The sequence below is a fragment of the Pseudomonas sp. LBUM1649 genome, assembly GCF_059716155.1.
In genome coordinates this window covers 2,688,021-2,710,473 of the sequence record NZ_CP166807.1, presented here as the reverse complement: position 1 = coordinate 2,710,473, position 22,453 = coordinate 2,688,021, and the positions used below count along the sequence as shown (strand labels likewise).

General features: G+C 58.6%; 20 protein-coding genes and 2 pseudogenes. 6 read left to right on the top strand and 16 right to left on the bottom strand.

Going from position 1 to position 22,453, the window contains the following annotated elements; genetic code table 11:
- Positions 1 to 17 precede the first annotated feature (17 nt).
- The 6 genes and pseudogenes from ACA058_RS12685 to ACA058_RS12660 all read right to left on the bottom strand — a co-directional run bounded on the left by ACA058_RS12685 (position 18) and on the right by ACA058_RS12660 (position 5,123).
- The gene (locus tag ACA058_RS12685; protein ID WP_497639385.1) at positions 18 to 1,058 is read right to left on the bottom strand and encodes a GT-B fold glycosyltransferase domain-containing protein; all 1,041 of its coding nucleotides are present in this window, start codon (positions 1,056 to 1,058) and stop codon (positions 18 to 20) included.
- A gap of 28 nt (positions 1,059 to 1,086) precedes the next feature.
- A pseudogene (locus ACA058_RS12680) lies at positions 1,087 to 1,265 on the bottom strand (IS5/IS1182 family transposase); the annotation flags it as partial.
- 317 nt (positions 1,266 to 1,582) lie between these two features.
- Entirely contained in the window at positions 1,583 to 1,963 is a 381-nt protein-coding gene (locus tag ACA058_RS12675) for a hypothetical protein (RefSeq protein WP_497639384.1), read from the bottom strand.
- Positions 1,964 to 2,143: 180 nt separating this feature from the next.
- Positions 2,144 to 3,652 (bottom strand): tripartite tricarboxylate transporter permease, encoded by a 1,509-nt coding sequence (locus ACA058_RS12670; protein ID WP_497639383.1) that lies wholly within the window; start codon positions 3,650 to 3,652, stop codon positions 2,144 to 2,146.
- A gap of 18 nt (positions 3,653 to 3,670) precedes the next feature.
- Positions 3,671 to 4,156 carry a tripartite tricarboxylate transporter TctB family protein gene (locus tag ACA058_RS12665; protein WP_497639382.1) on the bottom strand — a complete coding sequence of 162 codons (486 nt, stop codon included), beginning with the start codon at positions 4,154 to 4,156 and terminating at the stop codon, positions 3,671 to 3,673.
- Between the two features lies 1 nt (position 4,157).
- Positions 4,158 to 5,123: a tripartite tricarboxylate transporter substrate binding protein gene (locus tag ACA058_RS12660; protein ID WP_497639381.1), complete on the bottom strand. Its 966-nt coding sequence runs from the start codon at positions 5,121 to 5,123 to the stop codon at positions 4,158 to 4,160.
- 203 nt (positions 5,124 to 5,326) lie between these two features.
- Here ACA058_RS12660 and ACA058_RS12655 point away from each other — a divergent pair, with 203 nt between their 5' ends.
- From ACA058_RS12655 to ACA058_RS12645, 3 genes are all read left to right on the top strand, one after another.
- The gene (locus tag ACA058_RS12655; RefSeq protein ID WP_497639380.1) at positions 5,327 to 5,677 is read left to right on the top strand and encodes a DUF6152 family protein; all 351 of its coding nucleotides are present in this window, start codon (positions 5,327 to 5,329) and stop codon (positions 5,675 to 5,677) included.
- A complete protein-coding gene (locus tag ACA058_RS12650; protein ID WP_497639379.1) occupies positions 5,677 to 6,165 on the top strand; it encodes a DUF6644 family protein in 489 nt (162 codons plus the stop codon). The genes ACA058_RS12655 and ACA058_RS12650 overlap by 1 nt, the downstream gene beginning before the upstream one ends.
- A 136-nt stretch (positions 6,166 to 6,301) precedes the next feature.
- Complete coding sequence (locus ACA058_RS12645; protein WP_497639378.1) at positions 6,302 to 8,686, top strand: DUF3772 domain-containing protein; 2,385 nt, start codon at positions 6,302 to 6,304, stop codon at positions 8,684 to 8,686.
- Positions 8,687 to 8,923: 237 nt separating this feature from the next.
- Here ACA058_RS12645 and ACA058_RS12640 read toward each other — a convergent pair whose 3' ends face one another.
- Together ACA058_RS12640 and ACA058_RS12635 are read right to left on the bottom strand one after the other, a co-directional pair.
- Positions 8,924 to 10,414, bottom strand: coding sequence for an aldehyde dehydrogenase family protein (locus ACA058_RS12640; RefSeq protein ID WP_497639377.1), 1,491 nt, complete (start codon positions 10,412 to 10,414; stop codon positions 8,924 to 8,926).
- A 52-nt stretch (positions 10,415 to 10,466) separates the two neighbouring features.
- The gene (locus ACA058_RS12635) at positions 10,467 to 10,856 is read right to left on the bottom strand and encodes a c-type cytochrome (protein ID WP_497639376.1); all 390 of its coding nucleotides are present in this window, start codon (positions 10,854 to 10,856) and stop codon (positions 10,467 to 10,469) included.
- Positions 10,857 to 11,114: 258 nt separating this feature from the next.
- On the opposite strand from ACA058_RS12635, the gene ACA058_RS12630 reads away from it, so the two are divergent.
- The 3 genes and pseudogenes from ACA058_RS12630 (at position 11,115) to ACA058_RS12620 (ending at position 14,157) form a co-directional block, all read left to right on the top strand.
- Positions 11,115 to 11,831 carry a glycosyltransferase family 25 protein gene (locus ACA058_RS12630; RefSeq protein ID WP_497639375.1) on the top strand — a complete coding sequence of 239 codons (717 nt, stop codon included), beginning with the start codon at positions 11,115 to 11,117 and terminating at the stop codon, positions 11,829 to 11,831.
- A 254-nt stretch (positions 11,832 to 12,085) separates the two neighbouring features.
- Positions 12,086 to 12,448 (top strand): annotated as a pseudogene (locus ACA058_RS12625) (cytochrome C); the annotation flags it as partial.
- A 284-nt stretch (positions 12,449 to 12,732) separates the two neighbouring features.
- A complete protein-coding gene (locus ACA058_RS12620; RefSeq protein ID WP_497639374.1) occupies positions 12,733 to 14,157 on the top strand; it encodes an undecaprenyl-phosphate glucose phosphotransferase in 1,425 nt (474 codons plus the stop codon).
- Positions 14,158 to 14,245: 88 nt separating this feature from the next.
- On the opposite strand, the gene ACA058_RS12615 is transcribed toward ACA058_RS12620, so the two are convergent.
- From ACA058_RS12615 to ACA058_RS12580, 8 genes are all read right to left on the bottom strand, one after another.
- Positions 14,246 to 15,358: a glycosyltransferase 61 family protein gene (locus ACA058_RS12615; RefSeq protein WP_497639373.1), complete on the bottom strand. Its 1,113-nt coding sequence runs from the start codon at positions 15,356 to 15,358 to the stop codon at positions 14,246 to 14,248.
- Between the two features lie 72 nt (positions 15,359 to 15,430).
- Positions 15,431 to 16,573 carry a hypothetical protein gene (locus ACA058_RS12610; RefSeq protein WP_497639372.1) on the bottom strand — a complete coding sequence of 381 codons (1,143 nt, stop codon included), beginning with the start codon at positions 16,571 to 16,573 and terminating at the stop codon, positions 15,431 to 15,433.
- 239 nt (positions 16,574 to 16,812) lie between these two features.
- On the bottom strand, positions 16,813 to 17,556 hold the full coding sequence (locus ACA058_RS12605; protein ID WP_497639371.1) for a WecB/TagA/CpsF family glycosyltransferase: 744 nt from the start codon (positions 17,554 to 17,556) through the stop codon (positions 16,813 to 16,815).
- Positions 17,556 to 18,743, bottom strand: coding sequence for a glycosyltransferase family 2 protein (locus ACA058_RS12600; protein WP_497639370.1), 1,188 nt, complete (start codon positions 18,741 to 18,743; stop codon positions 17,556 to 17,558). Before ACA058_RS12600 ends, ACA058_RS12605 begins: the two co-directional genes overlap by 1 nt.
- Entirely contained in the window at positions 18,740 to 19,942 is a 1,203-nt protein-coding gene (locus tag ACA058_RS12595) for a glycosyltransferase (RefSeq protein WP_497639369.1), read from the bottom strand. The genes ACA058_RS12600 and ACA058_RS12595 overlap by 4 nt, the downstream gene beginning before the upstream one ends.
- Positions 19,943 to 20,013: 71 nt before the next feature.
- Entirely contained in the window at positions 20,014 to 20,937 is a 924-nt protein-coding gene (locus ACA058_RS12590; protein ID WP_497639368.1) for a DUF535 family protein, read from the bottom strand.
- 7 nt (positions 20,938 to 20,944) lie between these two features.
- Entirely contained in the window at positions 20,945 to 21,922 is a 978-nt protein-coding gene (locus ACA058_RS12585) for a glycosyltransferase family 2 protein (protein ID WP_497639921.1), read from the bottom strand.
- 5 nt (positions 21,923 to 21,927) lie between these two features.
- The gene (locus ACA058_RS12580; RefSeq protein ID WP_497639367.1) at positions 21,928 to 22,452 is read right to left on the bottom strand and encodes a serine O-acetyltransferase; all 525 of its coding nucleotides are present in this window, start codon (positions 22,450 to 22,452) and stop codon (positions 21,928 to 21,930) included.
- Position 22,453 lies beyond the last annotated feature (1 nt).

The window sequence follows — 22,453 nt, the reverse complement described above, 5'->3', positions numbered from 1 at the left end:
CAGTCAGCGACGCTTCGCTATACACCAACTTCAGAAACATCAAGAGATCTCAAGAAATACCAAAGCCTGATTTTCCTCAAAACACGTAACGGGAACCATATAATATTTGTCTTGGGGACTTCGCTATTTACCCTGTGCTCCATCAGTTCTTTATGAACATGGGGTATTTCATTAATGAGTCGTTCCAGCATTGCTGGCTCCGACTCACCAGAAAGCGACCCGGAATAATGAATGATACTCGAACTCTTCATGGACGGTGTCGCTGATGGGCCGACGATATGCCCAGGAAAAACCATGTGATGCTCCACAAGGCTCAAGTGGCGCCAGCTGATATTATGCTTTACCAGTACGGGAGAAATAACAACCTGGTCGGCATACCACGCAGACCCTGAACTGCTTGCCAGTTTACTTTTCAGTAGTTTTTCGAATGCTGAAAAATAGCTTTCTGCAAAACAACTACTTCTACGCCAGACAAATGCACCCGAGTTAAAGAAAGCGCGCATTTTTACCACCGGACTTTCTAGTGATATCCATGGAAGCTCATCGAAATTGGCGTCTATTAACTTGCACAGCGACTGCCAATAAGGAGTATTTCTTGCAACCCCCTCATGAATAGCTGGTGGAAGATATTCTGCACGGGCGGCAAAATCAACGCCTGAATCCAACAGCAGCCCCGAAGGCTCCGACGCAATCAAAATATCACTGTCAAGCCAAGAAATTAGATCAGTTGTTGCATTACATTGCGCCCAATATACCGCCGCCGGTTTATTTGAATAGTTAAACCAAGGCGCCACATTATATGCACTGTTATCGACGTAGGTTACATCTAACTCGCGCATTGCGCGCAACGTTGCTCGCGAAAGGGGTGCACCCACACGTGCCTTTACTGCAAACACTGTACAATTTGCCAACCGACCGCCAAACTTCCTAAGCGTTTTGATCATAAGGAGAGTTTGACTTTCAAGCCGCCCACTTTCAATACAACAAACAAACGAAATCGATGGCATTGAAACCTGCGCATCAAACACCTGCCGATCTAAATTTAAAGAATTAGACATTTGATATAAATCCTTTTGACAGGGCGAACAGCATGGTTTCCAGCGGATACGGTTTGTTGCCACCGCCAGCCTTTGGGTAATACGGTTCAATCAACATCGGCAAGCCGCTACAGGACAGACCTGATCCATCTCGACAAGGAATCGTTCGCGGCGCGTTTGCTGGGGCTTGCCGGCCAATTCGAAATCGGAAAAGCTAATCTGGCTCATGGGCGGCTCGGGTCAGGTATTGAATTCACCATAGATTGCTTACGGCGTTTTTCAAGATAGTTGTCGCGGCGACGGTGTTTTTTGAGCCGCCTCTTCCATCACGGGTTGTTCCCGATCCGGATTGAGCATGACCGCTCAGATGGGCACCCAGTTGCGTGCCTTGCCTGGCCGTCGCCACGGAAAGCGGCGGCACCGGCCAGCCACAGCGACGCCTACACCGCAAGCGCTCCATAAACCCCACCTGCACATGAAGCGCCGATTCAAGGATGCTAAGCTCCCATTTCTCGCTCGGATCGACCGATCCGCCGAACGGTCTGTTAGTCGTTACGTGTCTGTTCAAGCCGCTTATCAAGCTCGCTTGGCGGCAAGTTCGGCGTCGAGTGAAGCGTCAGCCAGACGGCCCGCAGAATGTTGATCGCGGCCATGTTCAGGTGTTGTTCGGCGGCGCGCAGGGCCAGTTCGGCTGCCAGGCGCTTGTCGGCAGCACTGAGGTGCGCCGTTTTGTGGGTCATGTCCGCATCGATGTTGGCCAACAGCCCCTGGAGTTCCTGCACCGCCTGATCCGATGCCTGACGCATGTCCGCCAGCAGGCGGCTGGCTTCGGCAGGCGTCATGGCCAAGGCGCGGACGCTGCGAAAAGTCAGGCGGGCGGGCAAGGTGGCCAAACTGAAACCCGTCGAAATTAACTTACCAATCATGCGAACAACTCCTGTAAACGAGTGTTTCAGCAGCGTATCAGAGTAAATCGCAAAAAAAGTCCCGTGCATATCGGATCGTGTGGCGAAAGCTAATCAATAGCGCTAAGCAACCAACACTTCCAACCAAAACAATAACGAATTCACTCCTCAACGCATCAACTGACTTAAGAAACATACCACTCAATCGTCTTCATGCAACTTGATACCCCTGGCATGCAGCAGATGCGGCACCACCAGCACCAACAACGTCAGGGCCATGAAAACCGCCGAGATGGGCTGCGTCAAAAACACCGTCCAGTCGCCCTCACTGATGGACAGGGCATTGCGTAACTGTTTCTCGGCCATCGGGCCGAGCAGCATGCCGACGATCACCGGCGCCACCGGGAAGTCGAAACGCCGCATCAGCACGCCCCCCCAACCGATGGCCAGCATCAGCAGCAGGTCGAAGGAAGAATGGCGCATGCCGTAGACGCCGATGGTGGCGAACACCAGGATCCCGGCGTTGAGGTAAGGCCGGGGGATCTGCAGCAGCTTGACCCACAGGCCCACCAACGGCAGGTTCAACACCAGCAGGATGAAGTTGCCGATGTACAGCGAGGCCACCAGGGTCCAGACCAGGTCAGCGGAGGTTTCGAAGAGCATCGGCCCCGGTTGCAGGTTGTAGTTCTGGAACGCCGCCAACAGGATCGCCGCCGTGGCGGACGTCGGTATGCCCAGGGTCAGCAACGGCACCAAAGAGCCGGTGGCGCTCGCGTTGTTGGCCGCTTCCGGGCCGGCCACCCCTTCGATGGCGCCCTCGCCTTTGTTGGCCGAAAACTCTTTCGGGTACTTGCTCAGTTTGCGTTCGGTGGAATAGGACAGAAAGGTCGGGATCTCGGCGCCGCCAGCCGGAATCGAGCCAAACGGGAAGCCGATCAGCGTGCCCCGAAACCAGGCAGGCACTGAGCGTTTCCAGTCGGCGCGGCTCATCCACAACGACGTCAGGCGATGTCGGCCCTCCGCTTGCTCAGTTTGATAAAGCAGGCTGTACAGGGCTTCGCCGACCGCGAACAATCCGACCGCCACCAGCACCACCTCGATGCCATCCACCATTTCGGGCACGCCCAGGGTGTAGCGGGCAATGCCCGACGTCGAGTCGAGGCCGATCAGACCGATGGTCAATCCGACCCCCAGAGAAGCAAAGCCACGCAGCATGGAGGCGCCTAGTACCGCCGACACCGTGGTAAAGGACAGCACCAGGATCGCGAAATACTCCGCCGGCCCGAAATTCAGCGCCAGCCTGGCCACGACCGGTGCGAACAGGGTCAGCAGGATGGTCGCAATGGTGCCGGCGACGAAGGAGCCGATCGCCGCCGTGGCCAGCGCCGGCCCTGCCCGGCCATTGCGCGCCATGAGGTTGCCTTCCAGCGCCGTGACCATGGAGGACGACTCTCCAGGCGTATTGAGCAGGATCGAGGTGGTGGAGCCGCCGAACTGCGCGCCGTAGTAAATCCCGGCGAACATGATCAGTGCGCCCGTGGGATCGACCTTGGCGGTGATCGGCAGCAGCAAGGCCACCGTCAGCGCCGGCCCGATGCCCGGCAATACGCCAATGGCGGTGCCCAGCAGGCAGCCGATGAAGCCCCACAGCAGATTGATTGGCGTCAGCGCCGCGGAAAAACCCATCGCCAGGCTTGCAAGAATATCCATGCTGTCGATCTCCTTGGATCAGATCCAGGCGTTGACCAGCGGCGGCAGGGAAACCCCCAGCCCGGCGTTGAACAACCAATAGATCGGCAGGGTCAGGCCCATGCCGATGGCCAGGTCGCGCAGCGGATGACGACTGCCAAAGCCCCGCGCCGAACAGGCAAACAGCAACCCGGCCGCCAGCACGAAACCGATGAGGTTGATGAGCACGGCCACACCGATCAACCCTGCGGTGACCCAGGCCGCGCCAGCCTTGCCACCCGCCACGGTGGGGGTTGGTTCGTTATCCAGTTCGCGAAAACCGCCGTTGATCGCCTGATAGCTCAACAACACGCCCACCCCCCCCAGAAACCCCGCGACCGCCCAGGGGTAGACATAGGCCGGCAGAATGACGAAGCCCATCTCCGGCGGAAAGCGCCAGGCGCCCACGGCCAACACGAGGCTGAGGACAATCAGGCCAAGGCCGATGGCCAATTGGGCCGGCACCACTGCGCGCGATCCGGCCATTTCAAAGCAACCCGACTTTGACCAGCATCGCGCGCAACCGTACGTGTTCTTCGTCGACGAATTTGCCAAAATCGTCACCGGTCAGCACGCTCTCCGACCAGGCATTGACTCGAATGTTGTCTTGCCAGACTTTGCTTTTGCTGGCGGCCAGCACTGCGTCGGTCACTTCCTTGCGCTGCTCGGGCGTGAGGCCGGCCGCGCCATAGACACCGCGCCAGTTGCCGATGACCACGTCATAACCACTTTCCTTGAGGGTGGGCGCATCGATTCCGGGCACGCGCTCGGGTGCGCCGATGGCCAGCACACGGAACTGGTCGTTCTTGATGTACTGACCCAACTCGGCGTAACCGCCGGTGATCACCTTGATTTTTCCGCCCAGGGCCTGGGCCACGATTTCACCCCCACCGCCGGTGGCGATGTAATTCACCTTATTGACCGGAACATCCAGCTTGCCGGCCAGTTCGGCAATGCCGATGTGATCGATCGAACCCTTGGAACCACCGCCCCAGGTAACGCTGGTCGGCTTGGCCTTGAAGTCCTGGACCAAGTCATCAAGGGTCTTGTACGGCGAATCCTTGCGCACCGCGATCACGTTGTATTCGGTAAACAGCCGGGCAATCGGCGTCACGTCTTTCAAGCTGATTTGCGGTTTGTTCTGTTCGATGCCGGCGACCATGATCGCACCGACCACCAGTAACGCATTCGGGTCGCCTTTGGTACTGTTGGCAAACTGCGCCAGCCCTAGCGTACCACCCGCGCCCCCCTTGTTCTCAAAGGTGACGGCTTTGGCAGCGTTGGCCTCAATCAGGGCTTTGCCGAGCACCCGCGCCGTCTGGTCATAGCCGCCGCCCACGGAACCGGGGGCCATGAACTTGACGGTATCCAGCGCCAGCGCGGACGTCGTGAGTGCAGCAGCAACAAGGCCCACAGCCAGGCAATGACTGACGCGACGAAACAAAGCGGACATGGTGTCTCTCCCTTTAGCATTGTTTTTATGGGTGCCATCTGCGGGTAAGCGTAGAACATGGTTCCGTCGAAGGCCTGCCGAGCCTTGCGAGTCCTGCGTCACAGACTGAAACATTCTTTTGGTCGGGGTGTACCAGCCCCCGAAATGCGCCAACTATCCTGAAAACCATCGACCCAATACCTCTGCAACAGGAGAACCCTGTCATGAACATCATGCTCAAGGGCTTTGGCGTGTCATTGCTGTTGGTGGCCACTGCGGCATTCGCCCATCACGGCTGGAGCGAGTACGACTCCAGCAAACCCTTGCAACTGAGCGGCACCATAGAAGACTCCGGTTACTCCCACCCCCACGGCTTCGTCAACCTCAAGACTGCTGACAAGACCTGGAATGTGGTGCTCGCACCGCCCTCGCGCATGGAAAACCGTGGGCTGTCGAAGGACATGCTGGCGGTCGGCACTCAAGCAAGCGTGGTCGGTTATCAGAACCGCAACAAACCCGATGAGTTGCGTGCAGAACGCATCACGATCGGCGACAAAACCACTGAATTGCGCTGATGGAGACCAACCAGGGCTGGATGGACTGGCTGAATGATTCGTCGCTTGGGTCAGCCATGCGGGGTGATTTGTGGCTCTATCCGTTGGTGGAGGTGGTGCACATCCTCGGCTTCGCGATACTGGTCGGTTCGGTGGTGATGTTCGATCTGCGGGTACTCGGCGTATCGCGCAATATCCAGGTGACGGCCCTCGCCCGCCATCTCCTGCCATGGTCCGTTGCGGCTTTGCTATTGATCGTTCCGGCCGGGCTGATGATGTTTTCCGCCCACCCTCACGACTTCGCCTCCAATGACATTTTCATCCTCAAACTGTGCCTGATCGCCACGGCGGGCCTCAACGCCGTGCTGTTCCATGTCGGCGTGTACCGTTCCGTCACGGCGTGGGATACCGATAACCCGGCGCCGGGCGTGGCCAAGCTGCAGGCACTGTTTTCCATCGCGCTTTGGGTCAGCGTGATCCTCTGCGGCCGATTGCTGGCCTACACTTGAACGATCCGTTGCATTACAGACTTGTCATTGAGTTGTCAGCGTAGCACCTGTGCACATCTGACCAAAAAAGCCTCGATAACGTGAGTCATGACCTAACCTCATAGGCTGAGTGATACACAACCAGTCGAGCACGCCCATGCGTAATGCATTGAAGCTAGTGATCCTCGTCGCTTTCGCGCTGTTGGGGCCGAGCGTCGGATGGCTGTCGGCGGCGCCCATGCCCGATACCCCCGCCATCGCCCAGGCACCCCCGTCCGCCAGCGTTTCCGACAGCGATCTGGAGGCGCTGCTGAGCCAACTCAGCACTTTCAAACAGCAGGTATCACAGGCCAGCAACTACAGCCAGCTCGAAGGCCCGCAGGACCTGGTTCAGGCGCTCATCCGCGAGGTCGATCGCCTGTCGGCACTGCTGTTGCCCGAACAGGCTCAACTGCAGGCTCAATTGGGTGTGCTGGGCCCCGCACCACCAGATGCCGTGCCCGAGAAGTCCGATATCGCCCTGCAAAGAACCACCCTGACGGAACAAAAAGTCCGGGTCGACTCCAAACTGAAAAGCCTGGCATCGCTCAAAGCCAGCGCCACCGAACTGCTGACCCAGATTGCCGCCATCCGCCGCAGCCTGCTGGAAACCGAAGTAACCCAGCAGACCAAGAGCGTACTCAACCCCTGGTTCTGGGCCCCCCTGCTCAATCCACCAGCGCAAGACCGGCAAAAATTCCGTGCCTTCCTGCGACAGATTGGCGACACCCTTGATGCCACCTGGCAACCGGGCGAGCGCCTGCTGACCAGCCTGTTGCTCGCAATGGCCCTGGCGCTTTGGGTCGTGGGGAGGCGACTGGCCGAACGCGGGCTGACCTGGTTGTGCATCCATCGAATGCCTGAAGGTCGCCTGCGGCGTAGCAGCCTGGCCCTGGCCTCGGTACTGGCCACGGTGTTGGCGGCCTGGTTTGCCTTGCAGTTGCTGTTTTTTGCCGTCACCCGTGAACTGCCGCTGACGCCTCAACTGGCGGGGTTTTCCCAAGACTTCGAAAAGATCGTCTATACCTGCGTGCTGATCATCGGCCTGAGTCGCGCGCTGCTGTCTACGCAGCACCCTTCCTGGCGACTGCCAGCCTTTGCCGACCCGCTCGCCCTGGCGATCGAGCCCTACGCCACACGCTTGGCCTTCGCACTACTGGTGCTGGTGTCGCTGGCACAGATGACCAATGCCACCGGCATGAGCCCGGAGTTGGTGATCTCTGTCCGCGGCATGGCCGCACTGATCGTCTCGGTATTGATCGCTACGCTGCTGCTGCGCGTCAGCAAAACCCGCCGGGAGATGGTCATGGCGGGCATCGCCCCCGAAGCTGGCCGGACGTTGGCCGGGGTGATTTATTCGTTCGCCAGCCTTGCGATTGTGCTTTCACTCCTGGCCTTGCTCACCGGCTACGTGTCGCTGTCGCGCTTCATCACTTACGAACTGGTCTGGTTTTCCATCATATTTGCTGGCTTCTATTTGCTGACCCAGTTGCTCAAAGACGGCTGCGAACACCTGTTTTCCCCCCGCCACTCCTCCGGCAAGACCCTGAAACAGTTACTCGGCATCGGCGATACGCGGCTGGAACAGATTTCGATCATTCTGTCCGGTGCCGGCCGCGCCACCTTGTTGCTGATCGCGCTGATTACCCTGGTGGTGGGTGGGGTCGGATCAACGCTCGGACAACTGGCCACCAACATCCTCGCCATCCTCGGCGGCGACGGCCTGCGCAAACTCAACATCGTCCCGGGCAATCTGTTACGCGCCGTACTCGCCGTGATCATCGGCGTCTACCTGATTCGTTCGCTGCGGCGCTGGCTGGACAATGAGTTCCTGCCGAAAACCGAAATGGACCCCGGCATGTGTGCCTCGCTCAGCACGCTGTTCTCCAACATCGGCTATGCCTTGGTGGTCCTGCTGATGCTGTCATCGCTGGGGGTCAAATGGACCAACCTGGCCTGGATCGTCAGCGCCCTGTCGGTGGGCATCGGCTTCGGCCTGCAGGAGATCGTCAAGAACTTCGTCTCCGGCATCATCCTCTTGACTGAACGCCCGGTGAAAGTCGGCGACCTGATCAGCATCAGCGGGGTCGAAGGCGACATCCGCCGGATCAACGTGCGGGCCACCGAAATACAGCTGGCCGACCGTTCGATCGTGATCGTGCCCAACTCACAATTGATCTCGCAGAACCTGCGCAACGTCACCCTCGGCGGCAGCGCCCAGGGGGTGGCGACACTTGAACTGATGTTCCCGCTGGACATCGACCCCGAGCAGGTGCGCAATTTGCTGTACGACACCTTCAGCGAACACGAGACCATTCTGGAAAAGCCGGCGCCGGTGGTGCGCTTCAGCCAGCTCAAGCCGGAAGGCATTACCCTGACCGTCACCGGTTACGTCAACAGCCCGCGCATGGTCACCGCGATCAAGAGCGAGCTGCTGTTCGAGATTCTCAAGCGGCTGGGCGCCGCCGGGATAGAACTGGCGAAACCGCCACCTGCAGCGTGAACACGCCGTCAATTGTGGGAGATTCCCCGGTTTGGGGGGAGGAAGCCTCTGGACGTGAAGGCAACCTGGTTTCGCGGATGTACTCGTTCCCCTGTAGGAGCAATGCTTGCTCGCGATGGAGGTCCGAACAACGCGATCATTCAGACAGGACGCGTTATCGTTCACAACCATCGCGAGCAAGCATTGCTCCTACAGGGGAATGAATTTCCCACTGTTAGGCATTTCCCTACAGGTTTATCAGTGGGCGATGCACACCGACTTGAGCTCAGTGTAGGCCTCGATCACCGCACGACCGAACTCGCGCCCCATGCCAGATTGCTTGACGCCACCGAACGGCATCGCCGGGTCGAGCAACACGTGGGCGTTGACCCACACCGTACCGGCTTCGATTCGCGGCACCAGGTTCATGGCTTTGCCCAGGTCGTTGGTCCACAGGCTGGCGGCCAGCCCGTAACGGTTGTCGTTGGCCAGCGCGATGACGGCGTCTTCATCGTCGAACGGCATCACGCCCAGCACCGGACCGAACACCTCTTCGCGCGCCACGGCCATGCTGTGGTCGATGTCGGCGAGGATGGTCGGCTGGACAAAGAAACCCTCGCCTTCGAGCAACTCGCCGCCAGCCACCACCCGCGCACCTTCCTGGCGGGCCAGTTCGATGTGCTTGAGCACGCTTTGCTGTTGCTTGCGCGACACCAGAGGGTTGATCGCCGCCTCGCAGTTCATGCCCGCGCCAATCGGCATCGCCGAGATCGCCGCCGCCAGGGCTTCGACAAATTTGTCGTGGATCGAGCGATGCACATAGAAGCGCGAGGCCGCCGCGCACACCTGGCCGTTGTTCAGCAGGCCGCCGAGGATCGCCCCCTGCACGGCTGTTTCGATGTCGGCATCGGCGAGCACGATCATCGGGTTCTTGCCGCCCAGCTCCAGGGAGAAGCGTGTCATGTTTTCCATGCACGCCACACCGACGCTCTTGCCCACGGCGGTGGAGCCGGTAAACGACACTTTGCTCACCAGCGGGTGCGCGGTCAGCACGCCGCCGACCGAGGCCCCGCCGCCGGTCACCACGTTGAACACGCCCGCCGGAATGCCCGCTACGAGGGCCAGTTCGGCCAGGCGCATGGCGGTCAATGGGGTTTCCATCGCCGGCTTGATGATCACCGTGCAACCGGTGGCCAGCGCCGGCATCAGTTTCCAGGCGGCGATCAGCAGCGGGAAGTTCCACGGCACGATGCCGACCACGACGCCCACCGGCTCACGCTTGGTGAACGCAGTGAATTTGGCACCTGGTGGCAGCGGGATCGACACATCGAAGGTCTGCCCTTCGATCTTGGTTGCCCACCCGGACATGTAGCGCATGAACTCCACCGTGGCGTTCAGATCCAGCGCGCGGGCCATGTTGATCGACTTGCCCTGGCTCAGGGTTTCCAGCTGCGCCAGCTCTTCGGCATGCTCTTCCACCAGGCGGGTGAAGTTCAGCAGGATGCGCTCACGGTCCGCTGGACGCAGGCCCGACCACACGCCCGACTTGAAGGCCCGGTGCGACGACTGCACGGCGCGCTCGACGACTTCCAGCGGCGCGTCCAGGGTTTCGCACAGGGTTTGCCCAGTGGCCGGGTTGACCACGGCAATCCTTTCGCCTTCGGCAAACACCCACTGGCCATCGATAAAACAGCCGTGCTGGCGATCGAGGAATGCAGCAACCTGCGGCAGGATTTCAACGTTGCTCATAAATCACCTTTCATTCAGATGGAGGAGCCGGCTTGCCGGCGAAAGCGTCTGATCAGTGTTGTTCTTTGAGGAAGCACACGACCGCCTGGCGATCATCTGCCGAGGCCATGCCCATGTAGGGCATGCACGTGCCAGGCACATAGGCTTGGGGTTGCGTGATGAGTTGCGCGATGTTCTCGGCTTGCCAGTCGATGTTCTTGTTGCGCATGGCTTGCGAGTAGTTGAAGCCTTCCAGCGAGCCGGACTTGCGCCCGATCACGCCAGCCAGGTTCGGCCCCATCATGCCTGTCGTGCCTTTGCTCACCGCATGGCAGACCCCGCATTCATTGGCGAACACTTCGGCGCCACGACGCTGCTGCGGTGCGCAATCATCAGCGACCGCGGCGTGCGCCAGAGTGAAGGACAACAATCCAACGAGGGACAAACGCAGGGTGGCGAACATAAGAAACGACCTTGAAAATCCACGCGTTCGCAAGCAAGGCGAACGCCAACACTGAAAGTGCCGAGGCAACGGGGCTTCGGCAGGTTGAGAGGGATTGTCGGTGGTCAGTGAAACGCAGGATTTGCCCTGCGTGCCAGTTGTGTTGGCGCTTCTGCCAAACTGCTACATCGGCGCGGTCAGCGATACCCAAGCTTCATCCAAAGTTCTGCCTATACTGCAATCCAGCCGCCCTGATCACCTGCGCTGAGGAACAGCTGGATGAATGTGACCGACTATTTTGATCGAGCAAGAATCATCAATATTGCGTCAAGAAAGGATCGCCGTGTAGAAACGGTAGAAGAATTCGCGCGCAACGGTTTTCCCTTTGACCATGAAAAAGTCAGCTTTTTCCAGGCGGTGACGCCCAGTGAGGACAATGGCTTCCCGAGCCTCGGGGCCAGAGGCTGCTTCATGAGCCACCTGGGGATTCTGGAAGAGGCGATACGCCTAAATGTGAAGAACATATTGATCATGGAGGATGACATTCAGTTTTCCAGACGCATTTCCCAATATGGACAGGAGGCGATCGAGTCCCTGCAAGGCATGGAGTGGGACATCGCCTACTTTGGCCATCCGTTTGAAGGCGACTCAAGCTCGCCCTCCTGGAAAGCGGTCGACCAACCCATACATTTGTCCCATTTCTATGCGGTAAACGGCAAATGCATTGCCAGGTTGCGGGATTTTTTGCTGCAGATCCTGGAGCGGCCGCCGGGGCATCCTGACGGCGGACCGATGCACTATGACGCTGCCCTCAATACGCTTATTCAATCGAACAAAGACGTTCAGGCCTACTATTTCACTTGGAATCTGGGCTATCAAAGACCCTCGCGCACAGATCTGCATGCCTTGTCCCTCTTCGACAGGACGCCTGTCCTGCGCGATGTCATGGGCATGCTCAGGAAGTTGAAGGCCATGAACCTGAGAAGAACGCGATAGTGTTCTGCTACCCCTCTCCTTAGTCAGAAAAAGTCCTCATTCCCTTCTCGATCAGTGCACCAACGTGTGCACTGTCACCCCGCCATGCGATCTGGCAAGCACAACCAACTCTTTGGCACCGAGGCAACAAGGCGCAAAAAATACCGGCATTAGTATCTGGAAGGACCGCAAACCTGCGCTCAAGAACAAGAACGGATGCCACACCATGCTCAAGTCCCCCTTGCTTCGCCTCTCGACTCTGGCGCTGATGATCAGTGCAATGCGCCGGTTGCCACCTGGGCAATGGCATGGGTTCTGCGGCCAATGACACGCCGAGAATGACGGGGTTTGTCGGTAACTTCCTGAAAGTGCCGGGCGGCCGTGAATTCCTGGTGCGCGTGCCGGGCATGTCGCAATCGGCACTGAGCAACGCGCAACTGGCTGACCTGCTCAACTGGCTGATGCGCGAGGACGGCATGGCCGGCGAAAGCAGACCCGCCGATTACCAGCCCTACAGCGCAGACGAAGTGGCGGCACTGCGCGCCAAAACCATGCTCAACCTGCCTGGCACCCGCGCCGAACTGATCGACAAAATGCGCGCCCAAGGCATCGCCATCGAAGACGGGATGAGTAACTGACAACGCTGCTACCGATGGTCGTCCAGACACCCCAAAAACAGGCCGGCCGGCGCCTGCTTCAATGCTGCAGACTAAACTTCGTCCATTACGTGAATGAATCCACAGTGCTGCTAAAGTGATAGCACGGGATACGCATTCTCCCCTGCTGTGTGAATTTCGGTGGAGGGTGGATTTCTCGACTATAAGTAGCTTGCCGTTGAGGCTAAAGCTCTGAAACGAGGATGGTTTTGACCTGGATCGCGTTCTGGTTGGGCGCGAGGGGGCAGCAAAAATGGGATCTGATCATGATTTTTGAGCCGAGCAGCAGCCGTTCCGTACTCCAGCGAAGAAGCAGTACCAGTATCTTTATCCAGGCAGGCCTCGATAGCCTCGCTGTAACCGGTGTCGCGTGGTACCTGATTGTTTATCACATCGGCTTCATCACGCAGGCTTATGTGATCATGGTCCTGCTGTTGCTGGGGGCGCTGGCCGTCGTTTATGACCACTACGCCATTTATCGAAGCAATGTCGTGTTTGCCGTCAAGGCCTTCAAACTGTTCAAGGCATGGACCGCCGCTTTTTGTTTTCTCGTCGCCATGGCCTTTCTTACGAAACAAAGCGAACAGTACTCACGTTTGTTGGTCGGTGAGTTGTTCGTCATCGGTTATTGTGCCCAGCTGCTTTTGCACCTCGCGACACGTGAGCTGCAAAAGAAACTCCTGGCTCACCCCACCCAACGGGACAACGCACTGATTATTGGCTCGGGAGAGCTGGCGGACTTCCTCCACCAGAAAATCAGCAACAATCCCTGGCTGGGTGAACGGGTCGTCGGCTCGGTATTGATCGGGGCGGCCGATGACCAGGGCAAGGATGGCTCGGAAAACCCCAACCGCCTGGCGATACTGGGCCATATTTCCGATCTTGACGACCTGGTCGTGCAGCATTCCATCCGCACTGTCTACTTCGTCACGCCACTGGATGGGTCGCAGGTGATCAAGGATGTGTATTTGAAGTTGTTCGACAAGCACATCTCGGTCAACTGGGTGCCGGACATCTTTTCCCTGCGCTTGATCAATCACAGCGTTCGCGAGATCGCCGGCATTCCCGTGCTGACCTTGTCCGAAACGCCACTGATGGGCATGCGCCTGCTGCTAAAGAATCTTGAAGACCGCGTGCTGGCGTTTCTCCTTTTGCTTTTTGCGGCGCCGGTGCTGGCCATCGTCGCCATTGCAATCAAGCTCGACAGCCCGGGGCCGGTGTTCTTTCGCCAGCAACGGATGGGGTGGAGTGGTGGACCTTTTCGCATCTGGAAGTTCAGGAGCATGGTCGTCCATCAGCCGGAAGAAGGTGTCGTCAAGCAAGCACAAAAGAACGATCCGCGCATGACCCGGGTAGGCGCCTTCATTCGACGAACCAGCCTGGATGAACTGCCGCAGCTGTTCAACGTGTTGATGGGCGAAATGTCCCTGGTCGGGCCTCGTCCCCATGCCATCCAGCACGATGCGCAGTATTCGCCCGACATCGCCGACTACTTTGCGCGCCACAACATCAAGCCAGGCATCACTGGCCTGGCGCAAGTGCGCGGCTATCGCGGTGAAACGAAAGATATCGAACAGATGATTCGTCGGGTTGATTCGGACATCGAATACATCAACAACTGGTCGCTGTGGCTCGACTTCGTCATTCTTGCCCGAACGGTGACGGCCTTCTCCGGCAAGCATGCCTACTAGTCATGTCTTGAGCGATATCTAACGCCGAGTAGCGCTGACGATCAGCGCTACCGGGTTACGAACGGGGTGGGAACAGCCTGAAGACGCGTTATACCGGGAACAGATCGAGCGTGCGCTCAACCTCATCGGGGTCGATCCTGAAACCTTCGCCGTCCGGGGTGCCCACCACAAAACCGAAGTTTTGCTGATCGCGATCCGTCAGGTACTTGAAGAAGCAGACGAAACGATCAGGGGGTTGCAGGACCAGCAGCGAACCGCCGGGCTGAAGGACATTGACGCCGTGTATGAGTTGACTGCCTTCGATGCCGATCACTGTCCTGGCCCCGGCACAGGCCGCGACGATGGTCGCCACGTCGGATTTCGACGGGTCGATAATGCGAAAGCCCCGGCGCTCGCGCAGACGTTCAGCCAGTTCCAGTTCATTGCGCAATAACCGCAACTCACCCTTGTTGCCTCGCAGCACGAATACCCCAGGGTGAGAACTGACATTGACATGCGACAGCAGCTTTTCAGTCATTCCGCGAAAGCGCGTGTGCTTGTGTCGGTTCTGACTGATGTCGTCAAAGATCACCAGCTCACGAAAAAACGCGTTGCGCATACGAAGCGGATTCATGCCCAGCCAGTCTTCATACCCGGGAGCGTGAAGTATCCCGTGCCTGGTTGCGGATACCGCTGTTTCAGCGAGCGCCGTGGTTACCGGAACGCCCTCCTCGCAGGCCATTGGATAGGTGATGCAATCATCCACCATCCACGAGCCAAACCACGTGTTGCCACCCACGGTGCAATACATCGCCCCGCGATCGATTTCGCTTTCTATGCGAATCTTCGGCAACCATCCGGCCCTGGGCGATAACCAGGATTTGGCATCCCCTTTGTAAAGCGCGCCGTCGATCAACCAGGCGTCCTCGAGCAGAAAGGCACGTGTCGGGCCGTGCTGGACGGGAACGTTGCCCTCCATGGTGCGACGGGGATGCTCGAAGGGATAAAACTGCCACCCCGTTACGCGCTCAAGCTGGTTGGGCAGGTAAAAAGCAGGCGGAGCAATCGATACATCCGCAGGAGCAACTTCCCAGGTTTTCACCGCGACACTTTGCAAGTTCAGCGGTGCTTTTCTGGCAAGTTTCTCCTTGAAAATATGTTTATACGCAGCAAAACTCCATTTCGCCCCAGCGCCGCTCACCAACATATTCGATTGCGACATAAGGATTTCCACTCTAATACGTTTATATACAAATAGCGCTTGTCATCCACTTGCTCAAAATCAAAACTCCATTCAACTGCAAATCATGCTTTCCATGACAGGGGGCGATTTCAGATGACTATAGCGACCGCTTAAGATCTGGAGCAGTTGTTCTTGTGGCGCCTTGGCACAGTGAAGATAAACCTTGGAGAGCCCACCAAAACCCATTTCACGATAGCGCTCGGCGATTTCCTCATCACTTTGCCCGTCCGGCAAACCCAGATGCAGGGTCAGTTTTTTACCCTCGACAGCAAACAGAGGTGTTTCCCAGAGAAATTGCGCGACGCCCACCTTGGGCAGTCGGACAAATAGATAGCCGTGGTTGTTCAGCGTATCGACATCGCCGCCACGCCTTCTTTTCCACTCCAGCAAGCCATCGTCCGGACGCGCCAGGCAGGTGCCGATATCGTAATAGTCGAAGCCGTTTTCCAACGCCCATTCCAACGCCATGAAGGTGGTGATCGAGTTGATTTCCCGCAGCTTTTTCGCATCCGAATAGACCGTTTCCGGGTAGCCGAAACGGATCGTGCTCCAGTAGCGCTTGCCCGCGCGGGTAATCACGCAGCCAAGGTGACAGGCGACCACCTCGTCTTCCAGCAGCACCAGGTCCAGTCGCCCGGCGGTTTTCGCCACCCTTCGTACCTCCTGCTGTTCGATTTGCGAAGCAGAAGTGCCATGCCTTGCACTGGCATAAGGTTGCAGCATGCCCTGGTCGGCGCTTTCGATTTCGTCATCGTTCAACGCCTGTTTAAGGCGATAGCGCAAGCGGTTCTTGCGAAGATTGCGACGCAACTCGGAGTTATATCTTGCGGTAATATCCTCGATCGATCTGCCAAGGGGTACAACAGCGCTAAGATACTGAGGCACGCACAGGGCACCCGGCGTCGGTATTTCACTGACAAACACCGTCCGCCCTGACTTGTCCGGTTTAATTTGCTGATTGGCTACCTGAGGTTCAGCGCCCATGAGAACTTTCACAAATTCGCGCTGTGCCTTACGCCCCACATAAAGAATGTCGTAAGCACTCTCTTCACGCAGCTTGAACCTGACAAATTCCCAGCGCCAGAAACAGGCTCGACCGGCTATATCGCGCAGCCAGGCGTGGGCTTTCCTCAGTTCAAAGCGTACCGACGGCGTAATCAACTGACGCAACAGTGCCTTCACATATTCTTTCATTTGGTATTAACACTAATTAATTAAGGAAAGATTATTCGAAAGTTCGAAGCAAGGAATAACAGACTAAAAACCAGGCTTCGATACGGGGGCGGTTGACGTCAAACTTTCGTCGCCTTACGCACTAAAAACGACATAAACCTCCACCGCGCCAGCAAATCGTCGCTTACATGAGCAGTAAAGATGCTACGCCGGAGTTTTGCAAGATATTACAGCGCCAAGCGTGTTGATAACGCCTCGACTCACCCGCCGGTTGGCGCTGTGCAGGCAAGCGTTCTCAATATGAACATTGGGTTACCGACCACATAACGACTGAACAGCCGCTTGGGCTCACTGACCAGCCTGAATACCCATTCGCAACCAAGACCACGCATCCATCGCGGAGCGCGACTCACCTTGCCGCCGAGGAAGTCCAGAATCGCCCCGCCACACACGATCAAGCAAGGCACACCACTGGCCGCCAGCCTGGCAGCAACGACTTCCTGCCTGGGCATGCCCATTCCCAACACCACCAGTTCCGGCTGATATTGCCGGGCAAGGTCCAGGTAGGTCTCCACCTCGGCGAAACCATGGTGGGCGGAAACGACATTGACCCCCAATGCCGCCTCGCAATGCTTTGCCGCATTGCCCAGGAAAGGCTCTTGCGTGCCCCACAAAGCCACGCGCCGTCCCTTGTACGCCGACAGTAATTTGGGGATCAAGTCCGTGCCGTTCATGTTCAGCCCCGGCACCCTGCCCATTCGGCGAAACAGGATGGACATGCCGGAGCCATCGCGCAGCAACACGTCGGCGGCCGACAGTGCCTTGTAGTAGTCGTTGTCCTTCGCGACCAGGTTCATGGCATGGGCATTGACGAACCCAAGCACCGTCGCCCGTTGCGGCCTGGACAAAGCCTCGATCAAGCGCTGCTCTTGATCGACATCAGCGATGACCCTGAGTGTCTGGATGATCGTTTGCCAATTGTGCTGCCAGGCCAATGCGCGCATCAGGAGTCGTCTCGCTTGGAACGCACCCATTCAACCTGGCGTTTAACCAGGAAGCCCAGGTACAGGGGGATTTTCTTCAGTGCGTAGAACGGTGCATACAGTAAGGCGGAAAAGGAAATGATGGCGCGACCAAATTGACTCCACGCCAGCAAGATGCTCACCATCAACATTGCCACCCCGACAGACGCGATCAAAGCCGGCAGCCATGCGCCGAACAGGAAGAACACCAACCAGGACAGAGTAAACGCCGCGCCCAACAACAACGTCAGCAAGGCCAGCGGTGGCACGAGTAGATCCAGGGTCATGGCCAGCAGGTTGACGTTGCCCCGGGCAATCGATTCCCCAAGCAATTTTGGCGCGTCCCCCAGGATCACGCCCAGATGACCATGCTCCCAGCGCGTACGCTGGGTAGTGAGGCCTTCGTCACTGCGCGGGAAAAAGCTGGTCACCAAAGCGCCGGGGCAAAACAACGGCGGCTTGCCGCTACGACAGAAATCCAGGCCCATTTTCAGGTCTTCGACGATGTGGCCACTGGCAAGAGTGATCAAGGGCAGGTCACGCCAGACGAATGCCATGCCCGTGCCCATCAGTTGACAGGGCAACCCCAGCCGGGCCCAGCCTTGCGGCCGCACCCGATTCTTCACGCACCAGGCAAACTCGGCGATCTGCACCTTCAGCCCGGAACCCGCCGGCGCTCGCATCAAATCAAGCGCCTGGGTCGGCCGCCCCGAGTCGATGCACTGTATGGCCAAGCGCTCGATGAAGCCCTCGCTCACCTGGCAATCGGCATCGACAATGATCAGCACGTCCGGCGCATCGCTGGCCAGCTGACGCGCGCCAAAATCCAGCGCATAGCCCTTGCCACGCTGCTGATCATTGCTGCGCTCCACCACCTCGGCGCCTGCCGCACGAGCCACGGCGGCGGTGTCGTCAGAACAGTTGTCGGCGACCACCAACAGGCGGTCACCCTCCAGCAGTTGCGGGCGCAGGGAATTCAATGTGGCGACTATGATCGAGGACTCATTGTGTGCCGGCACCAGCACCGCTACCCGAGGTCGCGGGCGTTGCGCGAGCGCTTGCGCGCGCACCGGCAAGCCAGCCAGCAGCACCTGCACGAACAGCACCAACACCGGCAGGAGGATAATCGCCAGCGGTACGCCGAGTAGCCAATTGAGGAATGTGATCATGCTTGCGCCTTGAACAGATGAGCCAACTTGGTCGCTTCGGTATCGATATCGTGGCGCTCCAGCACCCGCTGATAAGCCGCCTCGCCCATGCGCTGCAACACCTCGACAGGCTGCGCCAGGCAGTCCGCCAGCGCCGCCGCCAATTCTTCGACCGAGCCTGCGGGAAACAGCCAGCCGTTTTCGCCCTGGCGCACCAGTTCGGGAATGCCCGCCACATAAGTCGTCAGCACCGGCCGGCGCAACGCCATGGCTTCCATGATGACCACCGGCAAGCCTTCGGCGAAGCTGGGCAGCACCAGCGCCCGCGCGGCGAGAATTTCCGTGCGAACCTGTTCGCTGCTGATCCAGCCGGTGATTCGCACACGCGATTGCAGGCCATGCCGGGCAATCAGCTCTTCGATCTGCGGGCGCATTTCGCCATCGCCGGCCAGGACTATCTCGAACGCCACGCCTTGTTCGGCCAACCGGCGCGCGGCCTCAAGCAACAGCAATTGGCCCTTCTGCTCGCACAAGCGCCCCACGCAGACCAACCGCGGCGCGGACGGCACCGCCACCGCCGGCACATCGTGAAAGGTCCGCTCCAGGCCACAATGCACGACCTTGACCCGAGCCCAATGCGCAGGGTCGACCCAGCGATACAGCTGGCTGCGCCCATAGGCGCTGATGGCCGCGACAAACGCCGAGCGCCGGACTTTCTCGCCCAGATGAATGAACTGCGGTTTGTCGAACTCTTCCGGGCCATGCACGGTAAAACTGTACGCCGGCCCGCCGAGCGCGTTGGCCAGCATCACCACTTCGGTCGAGTTGGTGCCGAAATGGGCATGCACGTGCCGGGCGTCGAACGCCTGTACCCAGGAGAGCACGCGGCATGCCTCGAGCAAATAGATCAGATGGTACGGCCAGGACCGGTCGGCGCGCCGGCCCATGCGCAACGCCAGCCACAGCGTCGAAAAAAACCGCCGCGGCCGGGCACGCAGCACCTGCAGCGCAGGTCGCAACAGCGATTTGACGCCGCCCTCCAGCACATACCGGGTCTTGCTGCGTTCGGACTCGTCCTCGGCGTCCACCAACTCGGCATCCCAGCCTCGCAGCGCGATGCGTTGTACCTCAAAGCCCTGGCGCTCCAGCGCCAGAATCTCGCGACGAATGAAGCTATGGCTGACCTTCGGGTATTGATTGATGAAATAAGCGATACGCATGGGCACCCGGCTTGAATGTCGTCGAAGTTGCTACCGCAGGTATCCCCACAGTAGTCCAGTAACCGGTCACGTCAATTCACTGCGTAGCTGCCTATCAAGACCTTGTCGATCTTTGCAAAGGTATCGTCCAGCAGCTCATAGCGCCTGCGATACATGGCACGTTTTTTTGAAGCAACGGTTTCCAGCGGCTTTCTGGACGATGCCATGGGAATTTCAAAAAAGTCTTCGCGCGCAGACGGTGTCGCCCCGTGCTCAAGCCAGATCGAATCATAATTGGCGGCCAGCTCCAGGGCTTTGTGCGCACCAAAATACGGGTGACGATGATGACGATAGACATCCCCTACCGCGTAGATTTTTCCGACACCGATATTGCTGGCGATGTACTTGATCACTTCAATCAGAAAGCTTCTGGGCCGCAGGCCTTCAAAGTCCTTCGTGACATCCCTGTAGATGCCCAGCGATCTGTCGCTCTCGATGCCTTTATGGATGCCCTGCACGGCACCGATAAAGATACAAAGCTCACCGTCCGTACAGCACAAGGTGAAGGCTATCGAGGCAATGCGCAAATCGCCCTGGAACAGGTTCAGCACCAGCTCGCCTTCACGCATGAACCAGAACGGGCGGTCCAGCACCAAGGTACAACCTTCAGACCACGCCGTCAGATCGCTCAGGACCAGACTGTCGTCGCGCCCGAAAAGCAGTAGCTGCGGGCAGCTTTTCGTGACCACCTCGTAATGCGAGGCCATGACGCCCAATTTGTCCTGGGAGCTCCAGCTTTTGCTGATGTAGGGCCAGTGGATGACGCCCAGGCAATCGCCACCGAGTTTCTCGATACCGGTATCGCCCAACGCGTTGGACATACGCCCGAAAAACAGATTCAGCTCAGTCCAGTTCTTGCCCACCAATAGCAGGAACTTGAGTTTGTTCTTCAATGCCCTCAGGGAATAGCCAGCGTGCAGGGAGAAGACGCTTTTGACGATCATCCAATAGTCCATCGAAGTCTCACTTGTATTCGATCAATGCGGATTTGCCGGCACCGAACCTGTTCAAAAGAAACTTGACCTGCCCGAACATCTCGGGAAATTTGCCCAGCACGAGGAAGAACGCCAGTAGCCAGTTTTGCCGCGCAGGGCCAGCGCCCCGCCGGGCCAGGCGCACGACCTGCAGGGGATAGACCAGCAGCACCAGCAGCCCGGGCCAGCCCAGCATCAGCGTGGCAATGACCGTTGCCAGCGGCACGCCCAAGCCCCAGAACCAGGCACGGCGCGACTCGCGGCGCCAATGGCGCTCCGGTGCACCCCCGTGTAAAAACGCGCCCTCGGCAAAGGCATAACCGCCGCGCAGGGTACGCCGCCACCATTGGCCGAAGCGGGTCATGCTCGCATCGTGCAAGGTCATTTCCGCAGGCAAGCGCCAGACCTTCCAGCCCTTGGCTCGCAGGCGCACACAGAGCTCCGGCTCTTCCCCGGCAATCAGGTCCGGCCGGTACCCGCCCGCCGTAACGAACGCGTCCGCGCGCATCAGTGCATCGCCACCACAGGCGCTGGTTGCACCGGTCGGCGTATCCCATTCGAGATCGCACATCAGGTTATAAATGGAACGCTGCGGAAAACGTTCGCGGCGCCGCCCGCAAACCACCGCAACCTCAGGCTGCGCCTCTAGAAAGGCCTGTGCATGGGGCAGCCAGCTGGAGACCACCTCGCAATCGCCGTCGACGAACTGCACATGACGCAACGACGGCAACAGGCGTTGCAGCCGGGAAAAACCTTCATTGCGCGCACGTGCAGCCGTGAAGGCAATGCTCATGTCCAGTTCGACCACCTCGACGCCAAGCCTTTGCGCCATCTGTACCGAACCATCGGTGGAGCCTGAGTCGACATAGACAATCTGCTGCGCCGCACCGACCAGCGAAGCCAGGCAACGCTCGAGTCGCTGGCCTTCATTGCGACCGATGACAACGACGCCTACCCCCGTCGTCAGCGTGCTCATGAGTATTGTCCGGCATCGGCGAACTTGCGCTGCTTGATGGTTGCCGGCACGCCGACTGCCACCGAGTTGTCCGGTACATCGATCAACACCACGGCATTGGCACCGATCACCACATTGTTGCCAATGCGGATATTGCCCAGCACCTTGGCGCCGGTGCCGATATCGACGTTGTTGCCCATCACCGGAGCGATCGGCTCCTTCACGTTCTTCAGTCCCACGACCACGCCATTGCGGATCCGGCAGTCATCGCCGAACTGCGCATAACCACTGATCACGATGCCGCCGAAGTGATCGATGACGAAGTTGCGCCCGACCACCACCTCGCACGGCAGCTCGATGCCCGTCACGATCTGCACCAGCTTGAACAGCACTTTGTAGATAAAGGAGAGTAATTTGCGCAACAGCGCCGGGCGCACGCCGTAGCGCCAGCGCCCGAAGCGATACACCAGCATCACCCAGAAACCCTGGGCGGCCCAGTCACCCTCGTATGCTCGCAAGTCCGCACGTATGTTTTCGAACATG